The organism is Pseudescherichia vulneris NBRC 102420 (assembly GCF_000759795.1).
Lineage (GTDB): Bacteria > Pseudomonadota > Gammaproteobacteria > Enterobacterales > Enterobacteriaceae > Pseudescherichia > Pseudescherichia vulneris.
Window position 1 is genome coordinate 22,335 of record NZ_BBMZ01000025.1, and the last position, 16,873, is coordinate 39,207.

The window sequence follows — 16,873 nt, forward strand, 5'->3', positions numbered from 1 at the left end:
GTTACACCTTTTCCACGTTCACGAGGAACGCCTTGAACTCCGGCGTCTGCGTGTTCGCATCACCAACAACCGGCGTCAGCGTATTGGCAATAAAGCCCTTCTTCGCCACGCCTTCATAACCCCAGTGGATAGGTATCCCGATGGTATCGACTTCCTGGCCGTGCACATTCAGGGTGCGGATACGCTTGGTCACCACCGCTTTGGCCTTGATATAGCCGCGGTTAGAGGAGACCTTCACCGTATCGCCCTGAGCAATGCCCAGCTTGCCCGCCAGCTTCTCGCCGATCTCCACAAACTGCTCCGGCTGCGCAATCGAGTTCAACAGCGCATGCTTGGTCCAGTAGTGGAAATGCTCGGTCAGGCGGTAAGTGGTGCCGACGTACGGGAACTTATCCGCTTTACCCATCGCGTCCATATCATCTTTGAACACGCGAGCGGCCGGGTTAGAGATCACATTCGGATGCAGCGGGTTGGTCCCCAGCGGCGTCTCAAACGGCTCGTAGTGCTCCGGGAACGGCCCCTCCGCCATCTTATCGATCGCGAACAGACGTCCGACGCCCTCTTGCAGCATGATAAACGGCCCAACGTTGCTGCCCGGAGGCGCAGTGTTGTAGTCCGGAATATCTGCCCCTACCCATTTACCATTGGCATAGGAGAGCAGCTGGCGTTTCGGATCCCACGGTTTACCCTGCGGGTCCGCCGAGGCGCGGTTATAGAGGATGCGGCGGTTCAACGGCCACGCCCATGCCCAGCCGAGGGTATTCCCCAGCCCTGATGGATCGGCGTTGTCGCGGCGCGCCATCTGGTTACCGTCCGGCGTCCAGCTACCGGCAAAGATCCAGCAGCCGCTGGAGGTGGTACCGTCATCGCGCAGATGGGCAAAGGAGGAGAGCTGATCGCCCTTCTTCGCCAGCACCTTGCCGCTCGCCGGGTCGATGATATCTTCCAGCGCTTTGCCGTTGCTCTCCATCGCCACTTCCTGCGGGGAAGGGTTCTCTGGCGTGGTGTAGTTCCAGGACATGTTCAGAACCTGTTCCGGGTTCGCACCGCCCTCGGCCGCGTACATCTTACGCAGGCGCAGGAAGATACCCGCCAGGATCTCACCGTCGTTCAGCGCTTCGCCCGGCGCGTCCTGACCTTTCCAGTGCCACTGCAACCAGCGCCCGGAGTTGACGATGGAGCCGTCCTCTTCCGCAAAGCAGGTTGATGGCAGACGGAACACTTCGGTCTGGATTTTCGATGAATCCACGTCGTTCTGCTCACCGTGGTTCTGCCAGAAGGTCGAGGTCTCGGTTGAGAGCGGATCGATGGTGACCAGGAACTTCAGCTTCGACAGCGACGAGACAACCTTGTTTTTGTTCGGGAACGATGCCACCGGGTTAAAGCCCTGGCAGATGTAGCCCGTCACCTCGTTTTTCGCCATCATGTCGAAATACTGCAGGACGTCGTAGCCTTTATCCCACTTCGGCAGCCAGTCAAAGCCCCAGTTGTTCTCCGCCGTCGCTTTGTCGCCATAGAAGGCTTTCATCATCGACACGAAGAATTTCGGGTAGTTGCTCCAGTAGTTAACCTGGCCTTCCAGTAGCGGCTTGGTGGTGTTGCCGGCAAAGTAGGTTTCCAGATCGTTCTGCTTATCGTTCGGCAGCGTCATGTAGCCCGGCAGACTCTGGGTCAGCAGGCCCAGGTCGGTCAGACCCTGAATGTTGGAGTGGCCGCGCAGGGCGTTAACGCCGCCGCCTGCCATGCCCATGTTGCCGAGCAGCAGCTGGATCATCGCCATGGTACGAATGTTCTGCGCACCTACCGAGTGCTGCGTCCAGCCGAGCGCGTAGAGGAACGACGCGGTCTTATCGTGGGCGCTGGTTTCGGCGATGTATTCGCAGACCTTCAGGAAGTCGGCTTTTGGCGTACCGCAGATGTTTTCCACCACCTCAGGCGTATAGCGAGCCAGATGCTTTTTCAGCAGGTTCCATACGCAGCGAGGATGCGTCAACGTCATGTCGCGTTTCGCAAAGCCGTTTTCATCCAGCTCGTAGTTCCAGCTGGCTTTGTCATACTTGCGCTTATCCGGGTCATAGCCGGTAAACAGACCGTCATCAAAGCCGAAATCTTCCCGCACGATCAGGCTGGCGTTGGTATAGGCTTCGGTGTATTCACGGTTATATTTTTCGTTATTCAACAGGTACAGCATGACGCCTGACAGGAAAGCGATGTCAGTACCGGAACGAATAGGCGCATAGAAATCCGCGACCGAGGCGGTTCGCGTAAAGCGTGGATCGACGACAATCAGCTTCGCGCCATTGTGGATCTTGGCTTCCATCGCCCAGCGGAAACCCACCGGATGCGCTTCTGCCGCGTTCCCACCCATCACGACGATGAGGTTGGCGTTCTTCATGTCGACCCAGTGGTTGGTCATCGCACCGCGACCAAATGTTGGAGCAAGACTTGCTACCGTTGGTCCGTGTCAGACACGCGCCTGGTTATCGACGGCTAACATGCCGAGTGCGCGAGTAAATTTCTGTGATAAATAGCCGGTTTCATTGCTGGCCGCGGAGGCGCACAGCATACCGGTAGAGAGCCAGCGGTTAACGGTCACGCCCTGCTCATTCTGCGCGATATAGTTTGCGTCGCGGTCTTCTTTCATCAGTTTGGCGATGCGATCGAACGCCTCATCCCAACTGATACGCTGCCATTTGTCAGAACCTGGCGCACGGTATTCCGGATATTTCAGGCGGCTTTCGGAGTGGATAAAGTCCACCAGACCGGCCCCTTTTGGACACAGCGCACCGCGGTTCACCGGGTGATCCGGATCCCCTTCAATATGGAAGATGGATGATTTGGCATTCTTTGCACCGTCGCCAAGGCTATACATTAATAGCCCGCAGCCAACGGAGCAGTACGTACAGGTGTTACGTGTTTCGCGGGTGCGCAGCAGCTTATACTGCCGTGTTTCCGCCAGCGCGACGCTGGGTGCAAAGCCCAGTGCGGCTGCCGTTGTACCTGCCATACCGCCAGCGCAGATCTTAAAGAACTGCCTTCTGCTGACCTGCATGGGGTCGCTCCTTACTTTTTTTATTTTATCGACATTGTCTCGAATGGTGATCTCGAGTCTTTACGCTTTGCGGGCATGGCCGTAAAGGTTCAGAATAGGATGGTCCTCCTCGCTCTGGAGGAATTGCCGCCAGAATACCACAATGTCGCCAGGCCTGTTCCCATTCAGTTAACAAAAAGTGAACAATAAAATGCTCTCTACTCCTAAAAAGTCGACCGATATCATAGGGTGCCGCCAGGTGACGCTCTGGAAACGTGATGATCTACAGCATCCTCAGCCGGACAGCCTGGCGGAAGAGGTGCCCGTCGCGCTGGTCTACAACGGGATTTCACACGTGGTGATGATGGCCTCGCCGAAGGATCTCCCCGAGTTCGCGATAGGGTTTTCGCTTTCGGAGGGCATCATCGACGCCCCGGCGGAGATCTACGGGATGGACGTTGTGCCCTCCTGTAACGGTCTGGAGGTGCAGATTGAGCTCTCCAGCCGCCGCTTTATGGGACTGAAAGAGCGACGTCGGGCGCTGGCGGGCCGTACCGGCTGTGGCGTCTGTGGCGTGGAGCAGCTTAACGATATTGGCAAGCCGGTGGCCCCGCTGCCTTTTACCCAGACGTTCAATCTGGCGAACCTGGATCGGGCGCTGCGCCAGCTGAGCAGCGTTCAGCCGGTCGGCCAGCTCACCGGCTGCACCCATGCCGCAGCGTGGATCGCGCCCGAGGGCGAGCTGATTGGCGGGCACGAGGATGTGGGCAGGCACGTGGCGCTGGATAAGCTGCTGGGCCATCGCGCCCGGGAAGGCGCAGGCTGGCAGCAGGGTGCGGCGCTGGTCTCCAGCCGGGCAAGCTATGAGATGGTGCAGAAGTCGGCCATGTGCGGCGTGGAAATTCTGTTTGCGGTGTCGGCGGCAACGACGCTGGCGGTGGAGGTTGCCGAGCGCTGCAACCTGACGCTGGTGGGCTTTTGCAAGCCGGGTAGGGCAACGATCTATACCCACCCCCAGCGTTTAGTGGGTGCGTGATATTTATTCAAAAATTTTGAATTTAGTCAGCAAATCCCTTTACTTTTAGTTGGTGATTAACCGGTCTATTATTTATCACATCAAGGCGACACGCCTTATACAAACAACTTAATTAAAGGGTAACCATCATGAAAAACATCAAAACTTTTGTTGCAGTTATCGCTCTTGCCGCTTCCTTCGGTTCTTTTGCTGCCCAGTCCGTCTCCGCGACTGACACCACACTCTCCGGCGCAGAAGCAAAAATCGCCGCTCAGGCCGAGCAGGCTGGTGCCTCATCTTACAAAATTACCCAGGCTTACTCAGGTAACTATGTACACATGACCGCTGAGCTGACTAAATAACATCTCCATTGTCGAAAGAGCGCCTACGGGCGCTTTTTTTATGCCACGCCCGCCAGCCGCAGTAGCGCAGTCACTACCGCCGCTGCCACGATCACCACAATTAACGGCATCTTGCGCCAGGCCAGGAATACGGCAAAGGCGACGCCGATCACCCGCGCCATACCGGCAAAATGATCCCCTTCGTAAAAGGTGGTGGCCAGCGCCACGGAAAACAGCAGCACGGTGGCCGCATCGGAAAGCAGTGCCTGTGAACGCTCAGAAAGAGCCAGTCGGCTACCGAGTTTGGCGCCGCCGAGGCGCATTAAATAGGTTCCTGCGGATAACAGGACGATGCCGAGAATAAATACCGTCATGTTTTCCACTATTTTTTCCTTGCGGCCAGGCCGAGCAGAGAGAGCAGGACCGGTAAACCCACCGGTGCAAAGGGAACGGCGGCAAGTGACAGCACCGCGCCGCTGCAGGCGCGGATAAGCGTGGTGCGATTTTTAAAAGCCGGTACTACTAACGCCAGCAAAATAGCCGGAAAGACCGCATCCAGACCGATGGTCTCCGGATCGGGCAGCAGTTTACCCACCACCGCACCCAGCAGCGCGCCGAGCGGCCAGATAATCGCCACCCCTAATCCGCACAGCCAGTAGGCCGCTTTACGCTGTTCAGGCGTTTTCTGCGACAGGCCAAACACCACGCTTTCGTCATTCATGATGTGGCAGCCGAGCAGGCTGGCACCGCGCTTGCCGACCAGGTCGCGTACCGTCACGCCAAACGGCACGTGGCGGGCGTTAACCAGTAGCCCAGCGGCTGCGGCCGCCAGGGGATTACCGCCGCTGGCAACAATGCCGATGAACATAAATTCAGACGCGCCCGCCAGTACGGTAATAGAGAGTATAAAGGGAACCCAGATCGGGAAACCGTATGCGATAGCCAGCGAGCCGTAGGACATGCCGACAATACCTACCGCCAGGCAGACCAGAACGATTGCCTTTATCGTGTCGCCTTTCAGACAAGAGAGATGATGTTTCATACTGTTTTAACCGTATTGGTTTAGCTATATCGAACGAATATCCATTATAATGAACGCATCAAGATCGTTTTACAAGACGAACGATTCGTTCGATTTATAGATCAAGGGTCGTTATATGACGCAGCCAATTAGCGTGATCGCTAAAAGTTTAGTGCGAGAACGTCTGCGAACCGGACTTTCACTGGCGGAAATTGCCCGTCGGGCCGGGATCGCTAAATCCACGCTCTCTCAGCTAGAGTCAGGCAACGGCAACCCGAGCCTGGAGACGCTCTGGTCGCTGTGCGTAGCGCTGGATATTCCTTTCGCCCGTCTGCTGGAGCCGCAGCAGCCCGCTACGCAGGTGATCCGCCGGGGAGAGGGAACAAAGGTAATTGCTGGCCAGGCAAACTATGAAGCAATTTTACTGGCCGCCTGTCCCCCAGGCGCGCGGCGTGATATCTATCTACTGCTGACCCAGCCGGGTGCAGATCGCATCTCCCAGCCCCATCCGCCGGGATCGGTGGAGCACATCATTGTGACCCAGGGTCGGGCGCTCGTGGGGCTGATCGACGCGCCGGAAGAGCTGGGGGAAGGGGATTACATCTGCTATCCCGCCGATCGGCCGCATATCTTTAAAGCGCTTGAGCCGGATACGCATGCGCTTCTGGTTGCGGAACAAAATTAAACAGTAAGACACGGAAAAACATGTCGCTTAAAGCTATTGCCAAAGAACTGGGGCTGTCCGTTACCACCGTTAGCCGTGCGCTCAACGGGTATGATGATGTCTCCAAAGAGACGCGCGCCCGGGTTGAAGCGGAAGCACAGCGCCGTGGCTATCGTCCGAATACCTTTGCCCGCCGTCTGAAGATGGGCAAAATCGACGCCGTTGGGCTGGTTTTCCCGGTGCATCCTGTTCCGCTCAATAACAGCGTATTTATGGAGATGGTTGGCGAAATTAGCCACGAGCTTGCGCGGCATGAGATTGATTTGCTGCTCATTGCCGACGACGATCTGGCTGATAAGCACAGCTATATGCGCATGGTGCAAAGCCGCCGGGTGGATGCGCTGATCGTTGCCCATACGCTCGATCGCGATCCGCGTCTGGAGCAGCTCCAGACTATCGGTTTCCCTTTCCTGGCGCTGGGCCGCAGCCAGCTGCCGCAGCCGTATGCATGGTTTGACTTCGACAACTATGCCGGGATGTATCACGCTACACGCTGGCTGATTGATAAGGGCCATCAGCGTATTGCCCTGCTTGGCGAAAGCAATTCCCAGGCTTTTATCATCCAGCGCCGCCAGGGCTACCTTGATGCCCTGGCCGAGGCGGGGCTGTCCAGCGAATGGCTGCGCACCATGCCGCCTTCACGGCGAGCGGGCTATACCACGACGCAGGAGCTGCTCTCGCTGGCCTCACCGCCAACGGCAATCCTGACCGACTGTAATACCCACGGCGATGGGGTGGCGATGGCCCTGTCCCAGCTTGGTCGATTAATCGGTGATAACGCCGTTTCGCTGGTGGTTTACGACGGTCTGCCGCAGGACAGCATCGTGGATGTCGACGTGGCGGCGGTGATCCAGGCTACCCGTCAGGGCGTCGGCAAACAGATCGCCGAGATGGTGCTGCGGTTAATTAACGGCGAGGATATCGCCCAGCTTCAGGTGCTGTGGCAGCCTGGCTTTTCTGCCGGACAGACGGCGTAAATCTCCTGAAACTCTAAACCCGATCACAAATCCGAAACGTTTTGGTTTGTATCCGAAACGTTTCGGATCAACACTCAAGACATCCCGACGACAGGAGATGTCTGATGCATGATTCGATTTTACGACTGGAAAGCAAGACGGTAGACGTGGTGTTAAAAACTCACCCGTTTGCTGAAATTCTTTACTGGGGCCCACACCTTAACCACTTTTCGCCGCAGGATGCAGAGAGTTTGTCTCGTCCGGTAGCCAACGGCAGGTTAGACGTTGACTCACCGGTAACGCTGATGGCCGAGCTGGGCCACGGTTTGTTTGGAACGCCAGGCATTGAAGGCCATCGCGACGGTATGGATAGCTCCCCGCTCTTCAAAACTGTTGGTGTCGCGCAGGAGGGGCAATCCCTCACCGTGACCGCTGAAGATGCGCATGCCGGCCTGCGTCTGACCAGCGAGATTGCGCTCGACGACAGCGGCGTACTGGTGGTGCGCCACGGTTTAACCAACCTTCGTGCTCAGGCGTGGCAGGTTGAACGTCTTGCCGTCACGCTGCCCATTGCCGAGCGCGCCGGAGAGGTGATGGCCTTTCACGGACGCTGGATCCGCGAATTCCAGCCGCACCGCGTAAAGCTCGAACATGACAGCTTCGTGATTGAAAACCGTCGCGGTCGTACCTCCCATGAACACTTCCCAGCGCTGATTAGCGGTACCCCGTCGTTCAGCGAAATGCACGGCGACGTGTGGGGCGTGCACCTTGGCTGGAGCGGCAACCACCGTCTGCGGGCCGAGGCCAAAACCGATGGCCGCCGCTATCTGCAGGCCGAAGCACTCTATCTGCCGGGAGAGATGACCATCGCCGAGGGGGAGACTCTCTGGACGCCGCGCCTGTATGCCAGCTACTCCGCAAACGGGCTGAACGGCATGAGCCAGCAGTTCCACCGCTACCTGCGGGACAACGTTATTCGCTTCCCGGAGAACAAGCCGCGCCCGGTGCACCTCAATACCTGGGAGGGGATCTATTTCGACCACGATCCGCAATACATTATGCGAATGGCGGACGAGGCGGCAGCCCTGGGCGTAGAGCGCTTTATTATCGACGACGGCTGGTTTAAAGGGCGCAATGACGACCACGCCGCGCTGGGTGACTGGTATCTTGACGAGAAAAAGTACCCCCACGGCCTGATGCCGGTAATTAATCACGTTAAAAACCTCGGCATGGAGTTCGGTATCTGGGTGGAGCCGGAGATGATCAACCCGGACTCCGATCTCTACCGGGCGCACCCGGACTGGGTACTGGCAATGCCGGGATACACGCCGCCCACTGGCCGCCATCAGTATGTGCTTAACCTGAATATTCCGGAAGCGTTTGAGTACCTGCAGGAACGTATGACCTGGCTGCTGGGCGAGCACCCGGTGGATTATGTGAAGTGGGATATGAACCGGGAGCTGGTGCAGCCGGGGCACAACGGCAAGGCCGCCGCCGATGCGCAGACGCGTCAGTTCTATCGTCTGTTAGACGTGCTGGGCGAACGTTTCCCGCAGGTCGAATTTGAATCCTGCTCCTCGGGCGGGGGACGCATTGACTACGAGGTGCTGACCCGCTGCCATCGCTTCTGGGCGTCTGACAACAACGACGCGCTGGAGCGCAACGCTATTCAGCGCGGCATGAGCTACTTCTTCCCGCCGGAGGTGATGGGCGCGCATATCGGTCATCATAAATGCCACGCCACCTTCCGCCAGCACAGCATTGCTTTTCGCGGGCTAACGGCGCTGTTCGGCCATATGGGGCTGGAGCTGGATCCGCTCAGCGTTGACGAGCAGGAGCGGGCAGGTTACCGGCACTATGCCGCGCTGCACAAACGGTGGCGGGAGGTGATCCACACGGGTACCCAGTGGCGCGTGGAGATGCCAGATGCCACTACGCTGGCGCAGGGGATAGTGAGCCAGGATCGAGGCCAAGGCTTGTTTATCGTCAGCCAGCTGGCGATGCCGGATTATACCCTGATGATGCCGCTGCGTATGCCGGGGCTGGAGGCGGGCGCACGATACCGTCTCACGCTGCTCGATCATCCCAACATTCGCTTAACCGGCGAGGGCGGACACACCATGCGCAAGTTACCCGCGTGGATGGAAGCCCCGCAGACGGTAAGCGGTGAATGGTTGATGCAGGCGGGCATTGCACTGCCGATTCTGGATCCGGAGAGCGCCATCCTGATTGGTGTAGAACGGGTGTAATCGTGATGGGCCGGGAAACCGGCCCACAGCTGAGGATAATAATAATGAGCACAACTGCCTGTACCCACAAAGATAACCCTAACTTCTGGATCTTCGGACTGTTTTTCTTTTTTTACTTCTTCATTATGGCCACCTGCTTTCCGTTCCTGCCGATCTGGCTGTCGGATATCATCGGCCTGAATAAAACCCATACGGGGATCGTCTTCTCCTGCATCTCACTTTCCGCCATCGCCTTTCAGCCGGTGCTGGGCGTAATTTCGGACAAGCTGGGGCTGAAAAAACACATGCTGTGGATCATCTCGGTGCTGCTGTTTTTATTCGCACCGTTTTTCCTCTACGTTTTCGCCCCGCTGTTGAAAACCAGCATTTGGCTGGGGGCATTAAGCGGTGGCCTGTACATCGGCTTTGTTTTCTCGGCGGGCTCGGGGGCGATCGAAGCGTATATTGAGCGTGTAAGCCGCAACAGCTACTTCGAATACGGCAAGGCGCGCATGTTTGGCTGCCTGGGCTGGGGGCTCTGCGCCTCCACGGGCGGGGTGCTGTTTAGTATCGACCCGTCATACGTGTTCTGGATGGGCTCGGCGGCGGCACTGCTGCTGATGCTGCTGTTGATTATCGCCAAACCAAAACCCAACCAGACGGCAGAGGTGATGAACGCGCTCGGGGCCAACCAGCCGCAAATCACGGCGAAAACGGTATTTAACCTGTTCCGCCAGCGCAAAATGTGGCTGTTTATTCTCTACGTGGTGGGCGTTGCCTGCGTGTATGACGTGTTCGATCAGCAGTTTGCCACCTTCTTTAAATCCTTCTTTGCCACGCCGCAGGAGGGTACCCGCGCCTTTGGTTTTGCCACCACGGCCGGAGAGATCTGCAACGCCATCATTATGTTCTGTTCGCCGTGGATCATTAACCGCATCGGTGCGAAAAACACGCTGCTGATTGCCGGGCTGATTATGGCGGCGCGCATTATCGGCTCGTCTTTCGCCACCACGGTGGTAGAGGTCGTGGCCCTGAAGATGCTGCATGCGCTGGAGGTGCCGTTCTTGCTGGTGGGGGCCTTTAAGTACATTACCGGCGTATTTGATACCCGTCTGTCTGCCACTATCTACCTGATTGGCTTCCAGTTTGCTAAGCAGTTGGCGGCGATATTTCTCTCCGCCTTTGCCGGGAATATGTATGATCGGATCGGCTTCCAGGATACCTACCTGATGCTGGGCTGCTTTGTACTGGCGATTACGGTGGTGTCGGCGTTTACGCTGAGCGGCAGGCAGCAGAGCGCCGGTATTACTCAAGGCAGATCACCTCTTTCAGCTCGACGCTAACTAGACTCTTATCCAGAAACGACGAAACCCACCAGAGGTGGGTTTCATATATCGCTTTGCCTATGGTGTACGCAACCAGAACCTATTAAAGGGGAAGTAGACAGTACAGGCTGTTAATTGTGGATACTATAGCCTGTTTTTATCCCCGTCAACGTCTTCTTCACATATATGGTATGCTTCGGCACATCGCTAACGGAGCAAGCAATAATGCCGCAAGCTGCTAATTATTCACCAATTATATCTTTAATCTCATCGGTACGCCTTGGAAGCTATCGTACGACGTTTCGCCCTGCAGACGAATGTGAACTTTATGGTGTCTATATATGGTCCCAACATGCGGCGGCATCTATTTATCCGCTCCTGCAGAACCTTGAGATATCGTTAAGAAATGCTATAGATAAAGAAGCCAGGTCAAGGTTTGGCGAAAAGTGGTGGGAGAAAATAGAAAGTACCAGAGACCGAGATACGTGTCATTTTTATAGAAATATTGAGAAAGCCAAAGATTGCTTAACACGTGAATGGTGCAAGAAAGAGAAGCGACGCAGGCGCAGTACTGGCATGGATCCCCAGCCGATTCCGACCTGGACACATGACCAAATCATTGCGGCAACTGATTTTAGCACATGGCACTATATATTAAATAATGAGTATAGCTCTCCTTCTCCAGGTAAAAATCAACGTTTTTTATGGCCGAAATCCTTAAGTAAAGTCTTTAAAAATTACGCGAAAATTAATGCGAATCAGCAAAGGGTCAGAAAGGATTTAACCGATCTTATCTTTGAGTTGAGAGAGTATAGGAATCGGATTTCTCATCATGAGCCTCTATGGGTTAAAGCATCCAACGTAAATGATGCAAGGACGGCAATCGATACTATCAGAGAGAAGATTAATAAAATCGAACGTGTTATCGAAGCTCTTGATATCAATCTCCTCAATATAATGAGAAAGGTTGGGCTATTTGACAATGCAAGGCGAATTTGTTCGCTCGATGAGTTAGCTATTTATCGTTATAAAAAGCCGTTCTGTTCTATGACTCGCGAACAGCTGCGTGCGATAGAAGCGCACTGTTGGCGAGCAAAAGAAAAAAATGAAACCATAATTTGGCGAAATAATAATACAGTGTATGGGTTACGGACTATACGCTAAAGCCAGGCGACAGAGGCCAATGTCGCCTGGCAATCTATCACTCCAGGTAGAACACCTCTTGTAGCTCGGCGCTGACCGGGCTGTTATCCGCGTTGGCGGGCATCACGTCGCGCATATGCTGCCACCAGCGCTGGCAGACGTCGGTATTAGCGACCGCGTTCCAGCGCTCTTCGGACTCTATCTCCACGGTGGCAAACAGCAGGTTACGCGCCTTATCAAGGTAGATAGCGTAGTGATGCGCACCGTGGTCCTTCAGTACCGCCTCCAGCTCGGGCCAGATAGGGTTATGACGGCGCTCATACTCCTCGTGCGCGTTAGCGTTGACCTGCATGACAAAAGCCTTACGGATCATAATGCCTCCAGATAGAGCTCACGCACCTCGTCGCGGCTGGCGGTACGCGGGTTGCAGGGTGCGCACGGATCGGCCAGCGCTTTATCCAGCCAGCCTTCAATGTCCTCTTTGGTCACGCCGAGCTGGCTGAAGCCGGACGGGATCCCAACGCGGACGCTGAGGTCACGGATCGCCTGAATGGCCGTCATGCTTGCCGCTTCGTCGCTCATGCCGCGAGTGTCGACCCCCATCGCCTGGGCGATGCGGGCAAAGCGCGCCACTGCATTCGGGCGGTTAAAGTTCTCGATAATGGGCAGCAGGATCGCGTTGCAGACGCCATGAGGCAGGTTATGCGTCGCCCCCGGCTGATGCGCCAGGGCGTGCACCAGGCCCAGCCCGGCGCTGTTAAACGCCATCCCTGCCAGATACTGGCCGAAGGCCATCTGCTCCCGGGCCTCGATGTTTTGTCCATCGTCGACCGCCTTCGGTAGCCAGAGGTTGATCAGGCGAATCGCCTCCAGCGCGTTGGCGTCCGTCAGCGGATGCGCGCCGACGGAGACAAACGCCTCTATCGCATGGGTCAGGGCATCCATACCGGTGGCGGCAGTGACCGAGGCCGGGATCGCCAGCATCACGCTGGCATCGTCCACGGCAATATCCGGAATGATGTTGGCGTCGATAATCACCTCTTTGACCTGACGCGCTGAGTCGATGATCACCGCGTTGCTGGTCATCTCTGCCGCCGTACCGGCAGTGGTATTGATGGCTACCAGCGGCACACCGGCGTTAACGACTTTACCGACGCCGGAGTAAGCGGTTGAGGGGCCTGGGTTGGCGGTAAGGATTTTTACCGCTTTCGCGGTATCGATCGGACTGCCGCCGCCGAAGGCGATGATGTAATCGCACTGCGCCGACCGGTAGGCCGCGTAGCCCTCCTCCACCAACTCCTCGGTGGGATTGGGGAAGACGCTATCAAACAGATGGTATGGCATCTGGTGCGCATTCAGGGCGGCAAACAGGCTGTCGAGCAGGCCCAGCTTAACCAGCTGACCGTCGGTGACAACCAGCGCCTTGCCCCACTGCTTGTTTGCTACCAGATTAACCATATCGCCAATTGCACCTGCGCCATGCAGGCTGATTTTAGGCAGTGCCAACATAAAGCTCATGATAGATCTCCATTAATTACTGTGATTTTTTAAATTCGTCTTCGCTGCAAAATCCGGCGGGTAACGATCGGCAGGGAGATGACCACAATCAGCATCGCGCCGATGATGATCGACATCACGATGCCCGGCACGTTGAGCAGGCTCAGGCCAAAGGTCACCAGTCCCATCAGAAAGGCGGCGATAATCACGCCCACCATGCTGCCGGAGCCGCCGAGAATATTGACCCCGCCCAGCACCGCCATCGTCACCACCGCCAGCTCCCAGCCGGTAGCGATAGTGGGACGGGTGCTGCCAAGGCGTGAGGTGAGCAACACCGAGGCCAGTCCGGCCATTAGCCCCACCAGCGCAAAGAGCAGTAGGTTATGACGCTTGACGTTGATGCCCGAGTACCAAGCCCCGGTGGGGTTATTGCCGATGGCGTAGGTGCGGCGGCCAAAGTTGGTGCGGTGCAGCACGAACGCGAAGATGCCCGCCAGCACAATAAAGAGCGCAAACTCAAACGACAGCGCCCCCCAGACGTAGCCCTGGCCGAACCAGGCAAAGCTTTCGGGGTACGCGTTCAGCGCCTTATCGCCGAGCAGAATGTAGGTGATGCCGCGGTAGAGGCTCATGGTGCCGATGGTGATGACGATAGAGGAGAGATTAAACCGCGTCACCAGCAGGCCGTTGAACAGCCCGCACAGCAGACCGACACCTAACCCCACGACCACCAGCAGCGGCGTATCCACCCCCGCCTGGGCGCAAAAGCCCATCACGGTGGAGCTGAGGGCAATGGTGGAGGCCACCGACAGGTCAATCTCCCGGGCGATGATCAGCATCGCCATCGGCAGAACGATGATCGCCTTCTCAGTGAAGTTAAAGGTGGCGTCAGAGAGGTTCCAGATATTAAGAAAGTAGGGAGAGGCGAAGGCGTTAATTAAAAACACCAGCAGCGTGACGGCGAGTAAGAAGCCCTCCCAGCACAGGAGCCGTTTCAAAAAAGGTTGGCTCTCAGGCAGGCTCTTTACGGTATCAGTGGTTAATATTTTGCTCATGGTTTCACCGCCTGTTTCTGTCGGGCCAGCGCCGCATCGCGCAGGATCAGCCGACCTTTGCGTTTATTGCCGCGCTCGTTAAGCAGAACCGCTATCACAATCACCGTGCCGGAGATGGCCATCTGCCAGAAGGGCGAAATGCCGATCACCGGCAGGGCGTTATTGATCACGCCGAGGAACAGCGCACCAAACAAGCAGCCGAGCACGCGGCCCGTGCCGCCCATGGTGCTGACCCCACCGATTACGCAGGCGGCCACCACCTGCAGTTCAAAGCCGTTGGCAACGTCGACATAGGCCACAGCAAAGCGGGAGATCCACAGGTAGCCGCAGAACCCGGCCAGCGCCCCGGAGAGGCAGAAGCTGACGAACTGCATTTTTCCAGCGTTGATGCCGGTGTAGTACGCCGCCGTGGCGTTGCCGCCTGCGGTATAGAGCGCCCGCCCGGTGCGACTGTAGCGTAGGAAGTAGCCCACCAGCAGCAGCGCGGCGATGGCGCACCAGCTCAGCAGCGGCAGCCCCAGCACGCTGGCGCGCGGCAAGGCAAGGAAGTCGTTGCTCATCTGGTGGGAGTTGATCCAGCCCCCGTCAGAGAGCAGAAAAATAATCCCGCGATAGATGCTCATGGTGCCGAGCGTCACCACAATCGCCGGAATGCCCATCTTCCATACCAGCAGGCCGTTGATGGCGCCCATCACCAGCCCGAGACCGGTCGCGAGGATCAGCAGCGCCCAGACCGGAATGTCAGGATGGTGGAAGTTGAGCAGGGCGACGATCATCCCGGTCAGCGCCAGGTTGGCGGCCATCGACAGGTCGATGCCTTTGGTCAGTAGCACCATCATCTGGCCGAGGGCGAGAATAATCAGGATAGCCGTATCGTTAAACATCTCCGCCAGGTTGCCGGGGGCGATAAACGACGGCACGCGGCTACCGATGGCCAGCACCATCAGGACGATCACCGCGGCCAGCAGCGCTTCGCGATTTTTAAGCAGTTGTTGCCACATTATGCTGCCTCCTGTTTCGCACCGCTGGCGGCGCTGACGATGGTCTCCGCCGTGGCTTCACCCGCCGCATATTTAGCGACCATCCGCCCCTCGTGCATCACCACGATCCGGTCGGCCATGCCCATCACCTCTGGTAGCTCTGAGGAGACCATGATCACCGCCAGCCCCTGACCCACCAGCTCGGACATAAACTGGTGTACGGCGGCCTTCGAACCGATATCGATGCCTTTGGTTGGCTCATCAAGAATGATGACGTCGGGGTGCGTGGCGAGCCATTTACCGATCACCACCTTCTGCTGATTACCGCCGGAGAGCGTCTCCACCGGCTGTTTCCAGCTGAACGCTTTGACCTGGAGTCGTCTGGCATACTCATCGGCGAGCTGCCACTCCCGGTCGTCGTGCAGCACGCCGTTCGGATTGAGCTTGCTGAGCTGCGGCAGGCTGATGTTCTGGGCAATGGGCAGGGCAATAATGGCTCCCTGCTTCTGCCGCTCCTCCGGCACGCAGACGATACCGGCCCGGATAGCATCCGCAGGCTGGTGGAACTGCACCGCTTTGCCGTTAAGCACGATGTCGCCGGAAGAGGGGCGCGACACGCCGGAAAGCGCCTGCATCAGCTCGGTACGGCCCGCGCCTACCAGCCCGTAAAAGCCGAGGATCTCGCCCTTACGGAGGGTAAAGCTGATGTGGGCAAACTCGGTGGGATGGCAAAGATCCTTCACCTCCAGCACCGTTTCGCCAGGATCGCAGGCGATCTTGGGATAGGTCTGGGTAATGGCCCGGCCTACCATCATCGCTACCATCCGCTCTTCGCTGATTTCGCTCATCGCCCCGGAACCGACATACACCCCGTCGCGTAGGATGGTGTAGTGATCCGCCAGCTCAAAAATCTCGTCGAACTTATGAGAGATAAACAGGATCGCTTTGCCCTCCTGCTTCAGGCGCTCAACGATCTGGTAGAACTCCAGAATCTCGTGCTGGGAGAGCGCAGCAGTAGGCTCGTCGAGGATCACCACCTGTGCATCAAAGGAGAGGGCGCGGGCAATGGCGACCATGTGGCGTTGGGCGATGCTCAGGGTTTTCAGGGTCGCGTGGGGATCGATCTGCACTTCGAGGCGAGTGAGGATATCCCGTGCCTTCTGGTGCATAGCGGGCCAGTCGAGCTTTTTCAAAAAGCCTTTATAGAGGTACTGTCCGACAAAGATGTTCTCCGTCACCGACAGCTCATCAAACAGCACGGTCTCCTGGTGGATCGCCGTGATGCCCACCCGATGGGCGGATTCCGGCGTGGGAAGTTGAATGGGGATCGCCTTATAGAGGATTTCACCCTCTTCAGGCTGATAGATGCCGGTCATCACTTTAACCAGTGTGGATTTGCCTGCGCCGTTTTCACCAATCAGCGCGGTGACTTTGCCAGGCCAGAGATCAAGCTGTACGTTCTCAAGGGCGCGCACGCCAGGGAACACCTTGGTGATCCCCTTGAGCTGAAGCAGTGGTGTCATGATAAGTCTCCGTAATCGTAGGGCGGGTCAGCGC

At 57.1% G+C, this 16,873-nt stretch carries 15 protein-coding genes; 7 read left to right on the top strand and 8 right to left on the bottom strand.

From position 1 onward, the window contains the following. Window position 1: 1 nt before the first annotated feature. Window positions 2-3,052 (bottom strand): formate dehydrogenase-N subunit alpha, encoded by a 3,051-nt coding sequence (gene fdnG, locus EV102420_RS17595; RefSeq protein WP_106403955.1) that lies wholly within the window; start codon window positions 3,050-3,052, stop codon window positions 2-4. Window positions 3,053-3,242: 190 nt separating this feature from the next. Here fdnG and fdhD point away from each other — a divergent pair, with 190 nt between their 5' ends. Both fdhD and EV102420_RS17610 read left to right on the top strand, forming a co-directional pair. Further along, window positions 3,243-4,067 carry a formate dehydrogenase accessory sulfurtransferase FdhD gene (gene fdhD / locus EV102420_RS17605; protein ID WP_042394490.1) on the top strand — a complete coding sequence of 275 codons (825 nt, stop codon included), beginning with the start codon at window positions 3,243-3,245 and terminating at the stop codon, window positions 4,065-4,067. Between the two features lie 128 nt (window positions 4,068-4,195). Continuing rightward, window positions 4,196-4,408 carry a YdgH/BhsA/McbA family protein gene (locus tag EV102420_RS17610; RefSeq protein ID WP_042394493.1) on the top strand — a complete coding sequence of 71 codons (213 nt, stop codon included), beginning with the start codon at window positions 4,196-4,198 and terminating at the stop codon, window positions 4,406-4,408. A 38-nt stretch (window positions 4,409-4,446) separates the two neighbouring features. Here the strand turns inward: EV102420_RS17610 and EV102420_RS17615 are convergent, their stop codons facing one another. Together EV102420_RS17615 and EV102420_RS17620 are read right to left on the bottom strand one after the other, a co-directional pair. Next, complete coding sequence (locus EV102420_RS17615; RefSeq protein WP_042394496.1) at window positions 4,447-4,770, bottom strand: AzlD domain-containing protein; 324 nt, start codon at window positions 4,768-4,770, stop codon at window positions 4,447-4,449. After that, window positions 4,770-5,429, bottom strand: a complete 660-nt coding sequence (locus EV102420_RS17620) for an AzlC family ABC transporter permease (RefSeq protein WP_042394498.1) — start codon at window positions 5,427-5,429, stop codon at window positions 4,770-4,772. The genes EV102420_RS17615 and EV102420_RS17620 overlap by 1 nt, the downstream gene beginning before the upstream one ends. 115 nt (window positions 5,430-5,544) lie before the next feature. Between EV102420_RS17620 and EV102420_RS17625 the strand changes: the two genes are divergently transcribed. The 5 genes from EV102420_RS17625 to EV102420_RS17645 all read left to right on the top strand — a co-directional run bounded on the left by EV102420_RS17625 (window position 5,545) and on the right by EV102420_RS17645 (window position 11,805). Further along, on the top strand, window positions 5,545-6,093 hold the full coding sequence (locus EV102420_RS17625) for a helix-turn-helix domain-containing protein (RefSeq protein WP_042394501.1): 549 nt from the start codon (window positions 5,545-5,547) through the stop codon (window positions 6,091-6,093). A gap of 20 nt (window positions 6,094-6,113) precedes the next feature. Next, window positions 6,114-7,109 (top strand): LacI family DNA-binding transcriptional regulator, encoded by a 996-nt coding sequence (locus EV102420_RS17630; RefSeq protein WP_042394504.1) that lies wholly within the window; start codon window positions 6,114-6,116, stop codon window positions 7,107-7,109. Between the two features lie 104 nt (window positions 7,110-7,213). Beyond that, entirely contained in the window at window positions 7,214-9,337 is a 2,124-nt protein-coding gene (locus tag EV102420_RS17635) for an alpha-galactosidase (protein WP_042394506.1), read from the top strand. Between the two features lie 44 nt (window positions 9,338-9,381). Further along, complete coding sequence (locus EV102420_RS17640) at window positions 9,382-10,659, top strand: MFS transporter (protein WP_042394508.1); 1,278 nt, start codon at window positions 9,382-9,384, stop codon at window positions 10,657-10,659. A 207-nt stretch (window positions 10,660-10,866) separates the two neighbouring features. Next, window positions 10,867-11,805, top strand: a complete 939-nt coding sequence (locus tag EV102420_RS17645) for an Abi family protein (RefSeq protein WP_042394510.1) — start codon at window positions 10,867-10,869, stop codon at window positions 11,803-11,805. 37 nt (window positions 11,806-11,842) lie between these two features. Here the strand turns inward: EV102420_RS17645 and rhaM are convergent, their stop codons facing one another. The 5 genes from rhaM to EV102420_RS17670 are packed head-to-tail and all read right to left on the bottom strand — an operon-like array spanning window position 11,843 to window position 16,839. Continuing rightward, the gene (gene rhaM / locus EV102420_RS17650) at window positions 11,843-12,157 is read right to left on the bottom strand and encodes an L-rhamnose mutarotase (RefSeq protein WP_042394514.1); all 315 of its coding nucleotides are present in this window, start codon (window positions 12,155-12,157) and stop codon (window positions 11,843-11,845) included. Continuing rightward, window positions 12,154-13,302 (bottom strand): lactaldehyde reductase, encoded by a 1,149-nt coding sequence (fucO, locus tag EV102420_RS17655; protein WP_042394516.1) that lies wholly within the window; start codon window positions 13,300-13,302, stop codon window positions 12,154-12,156. Before fucO ends, rhaM begins: the two co-directional genes overlap by 4 nt. 29 nt (window positions 13,303-13,331) lie before the next feature. Then, on the bottom strand, window positions 13,332-14,336 hold the full coding sequence (locus tag EV102420_RS17660; RefSeq protein ID WP_042394519.1) for an ABC transporter permease: 1,005 nt from the start codon (window positions 14,334-14,336) through the stop codon (window positions 13,332-13,334). Next, the gene (locus EV102420_RS17665; protein WP_042394522.1) at window positions 14,333-15,337 is read right to left on the bottom strand and encodes an ABC transporter permease; all 1,005 of its coding nucleotides are present in this window, start codon (window positions 15,335-15,337) and stop codon (window positions 14,333-14,335) included. The genes EV102420_RS17660 and EV102420_RS17665 overlap by 4 nt, the downstream gene beginning before the upstream one ends. Then, window positions 15,337-16,839: a sugar ABC transporter ATP-binding protein gene (locus EV102420_RS17670; protein WP_042394524.1), complete on the bottom strand. Its 1,503-nt coding sequence runs from the start codon at window positions 16,837-16,839 to the stop codon at window positions 15,337-15,339. The genes EV102420_RS17665 and EV102420_RS17670 overlap by 1 nt, the downstream gene beginning before the upstream one ends. Between the last annotated feature and the right edge of the window lie 34 nt (window positions 16,840-16,873).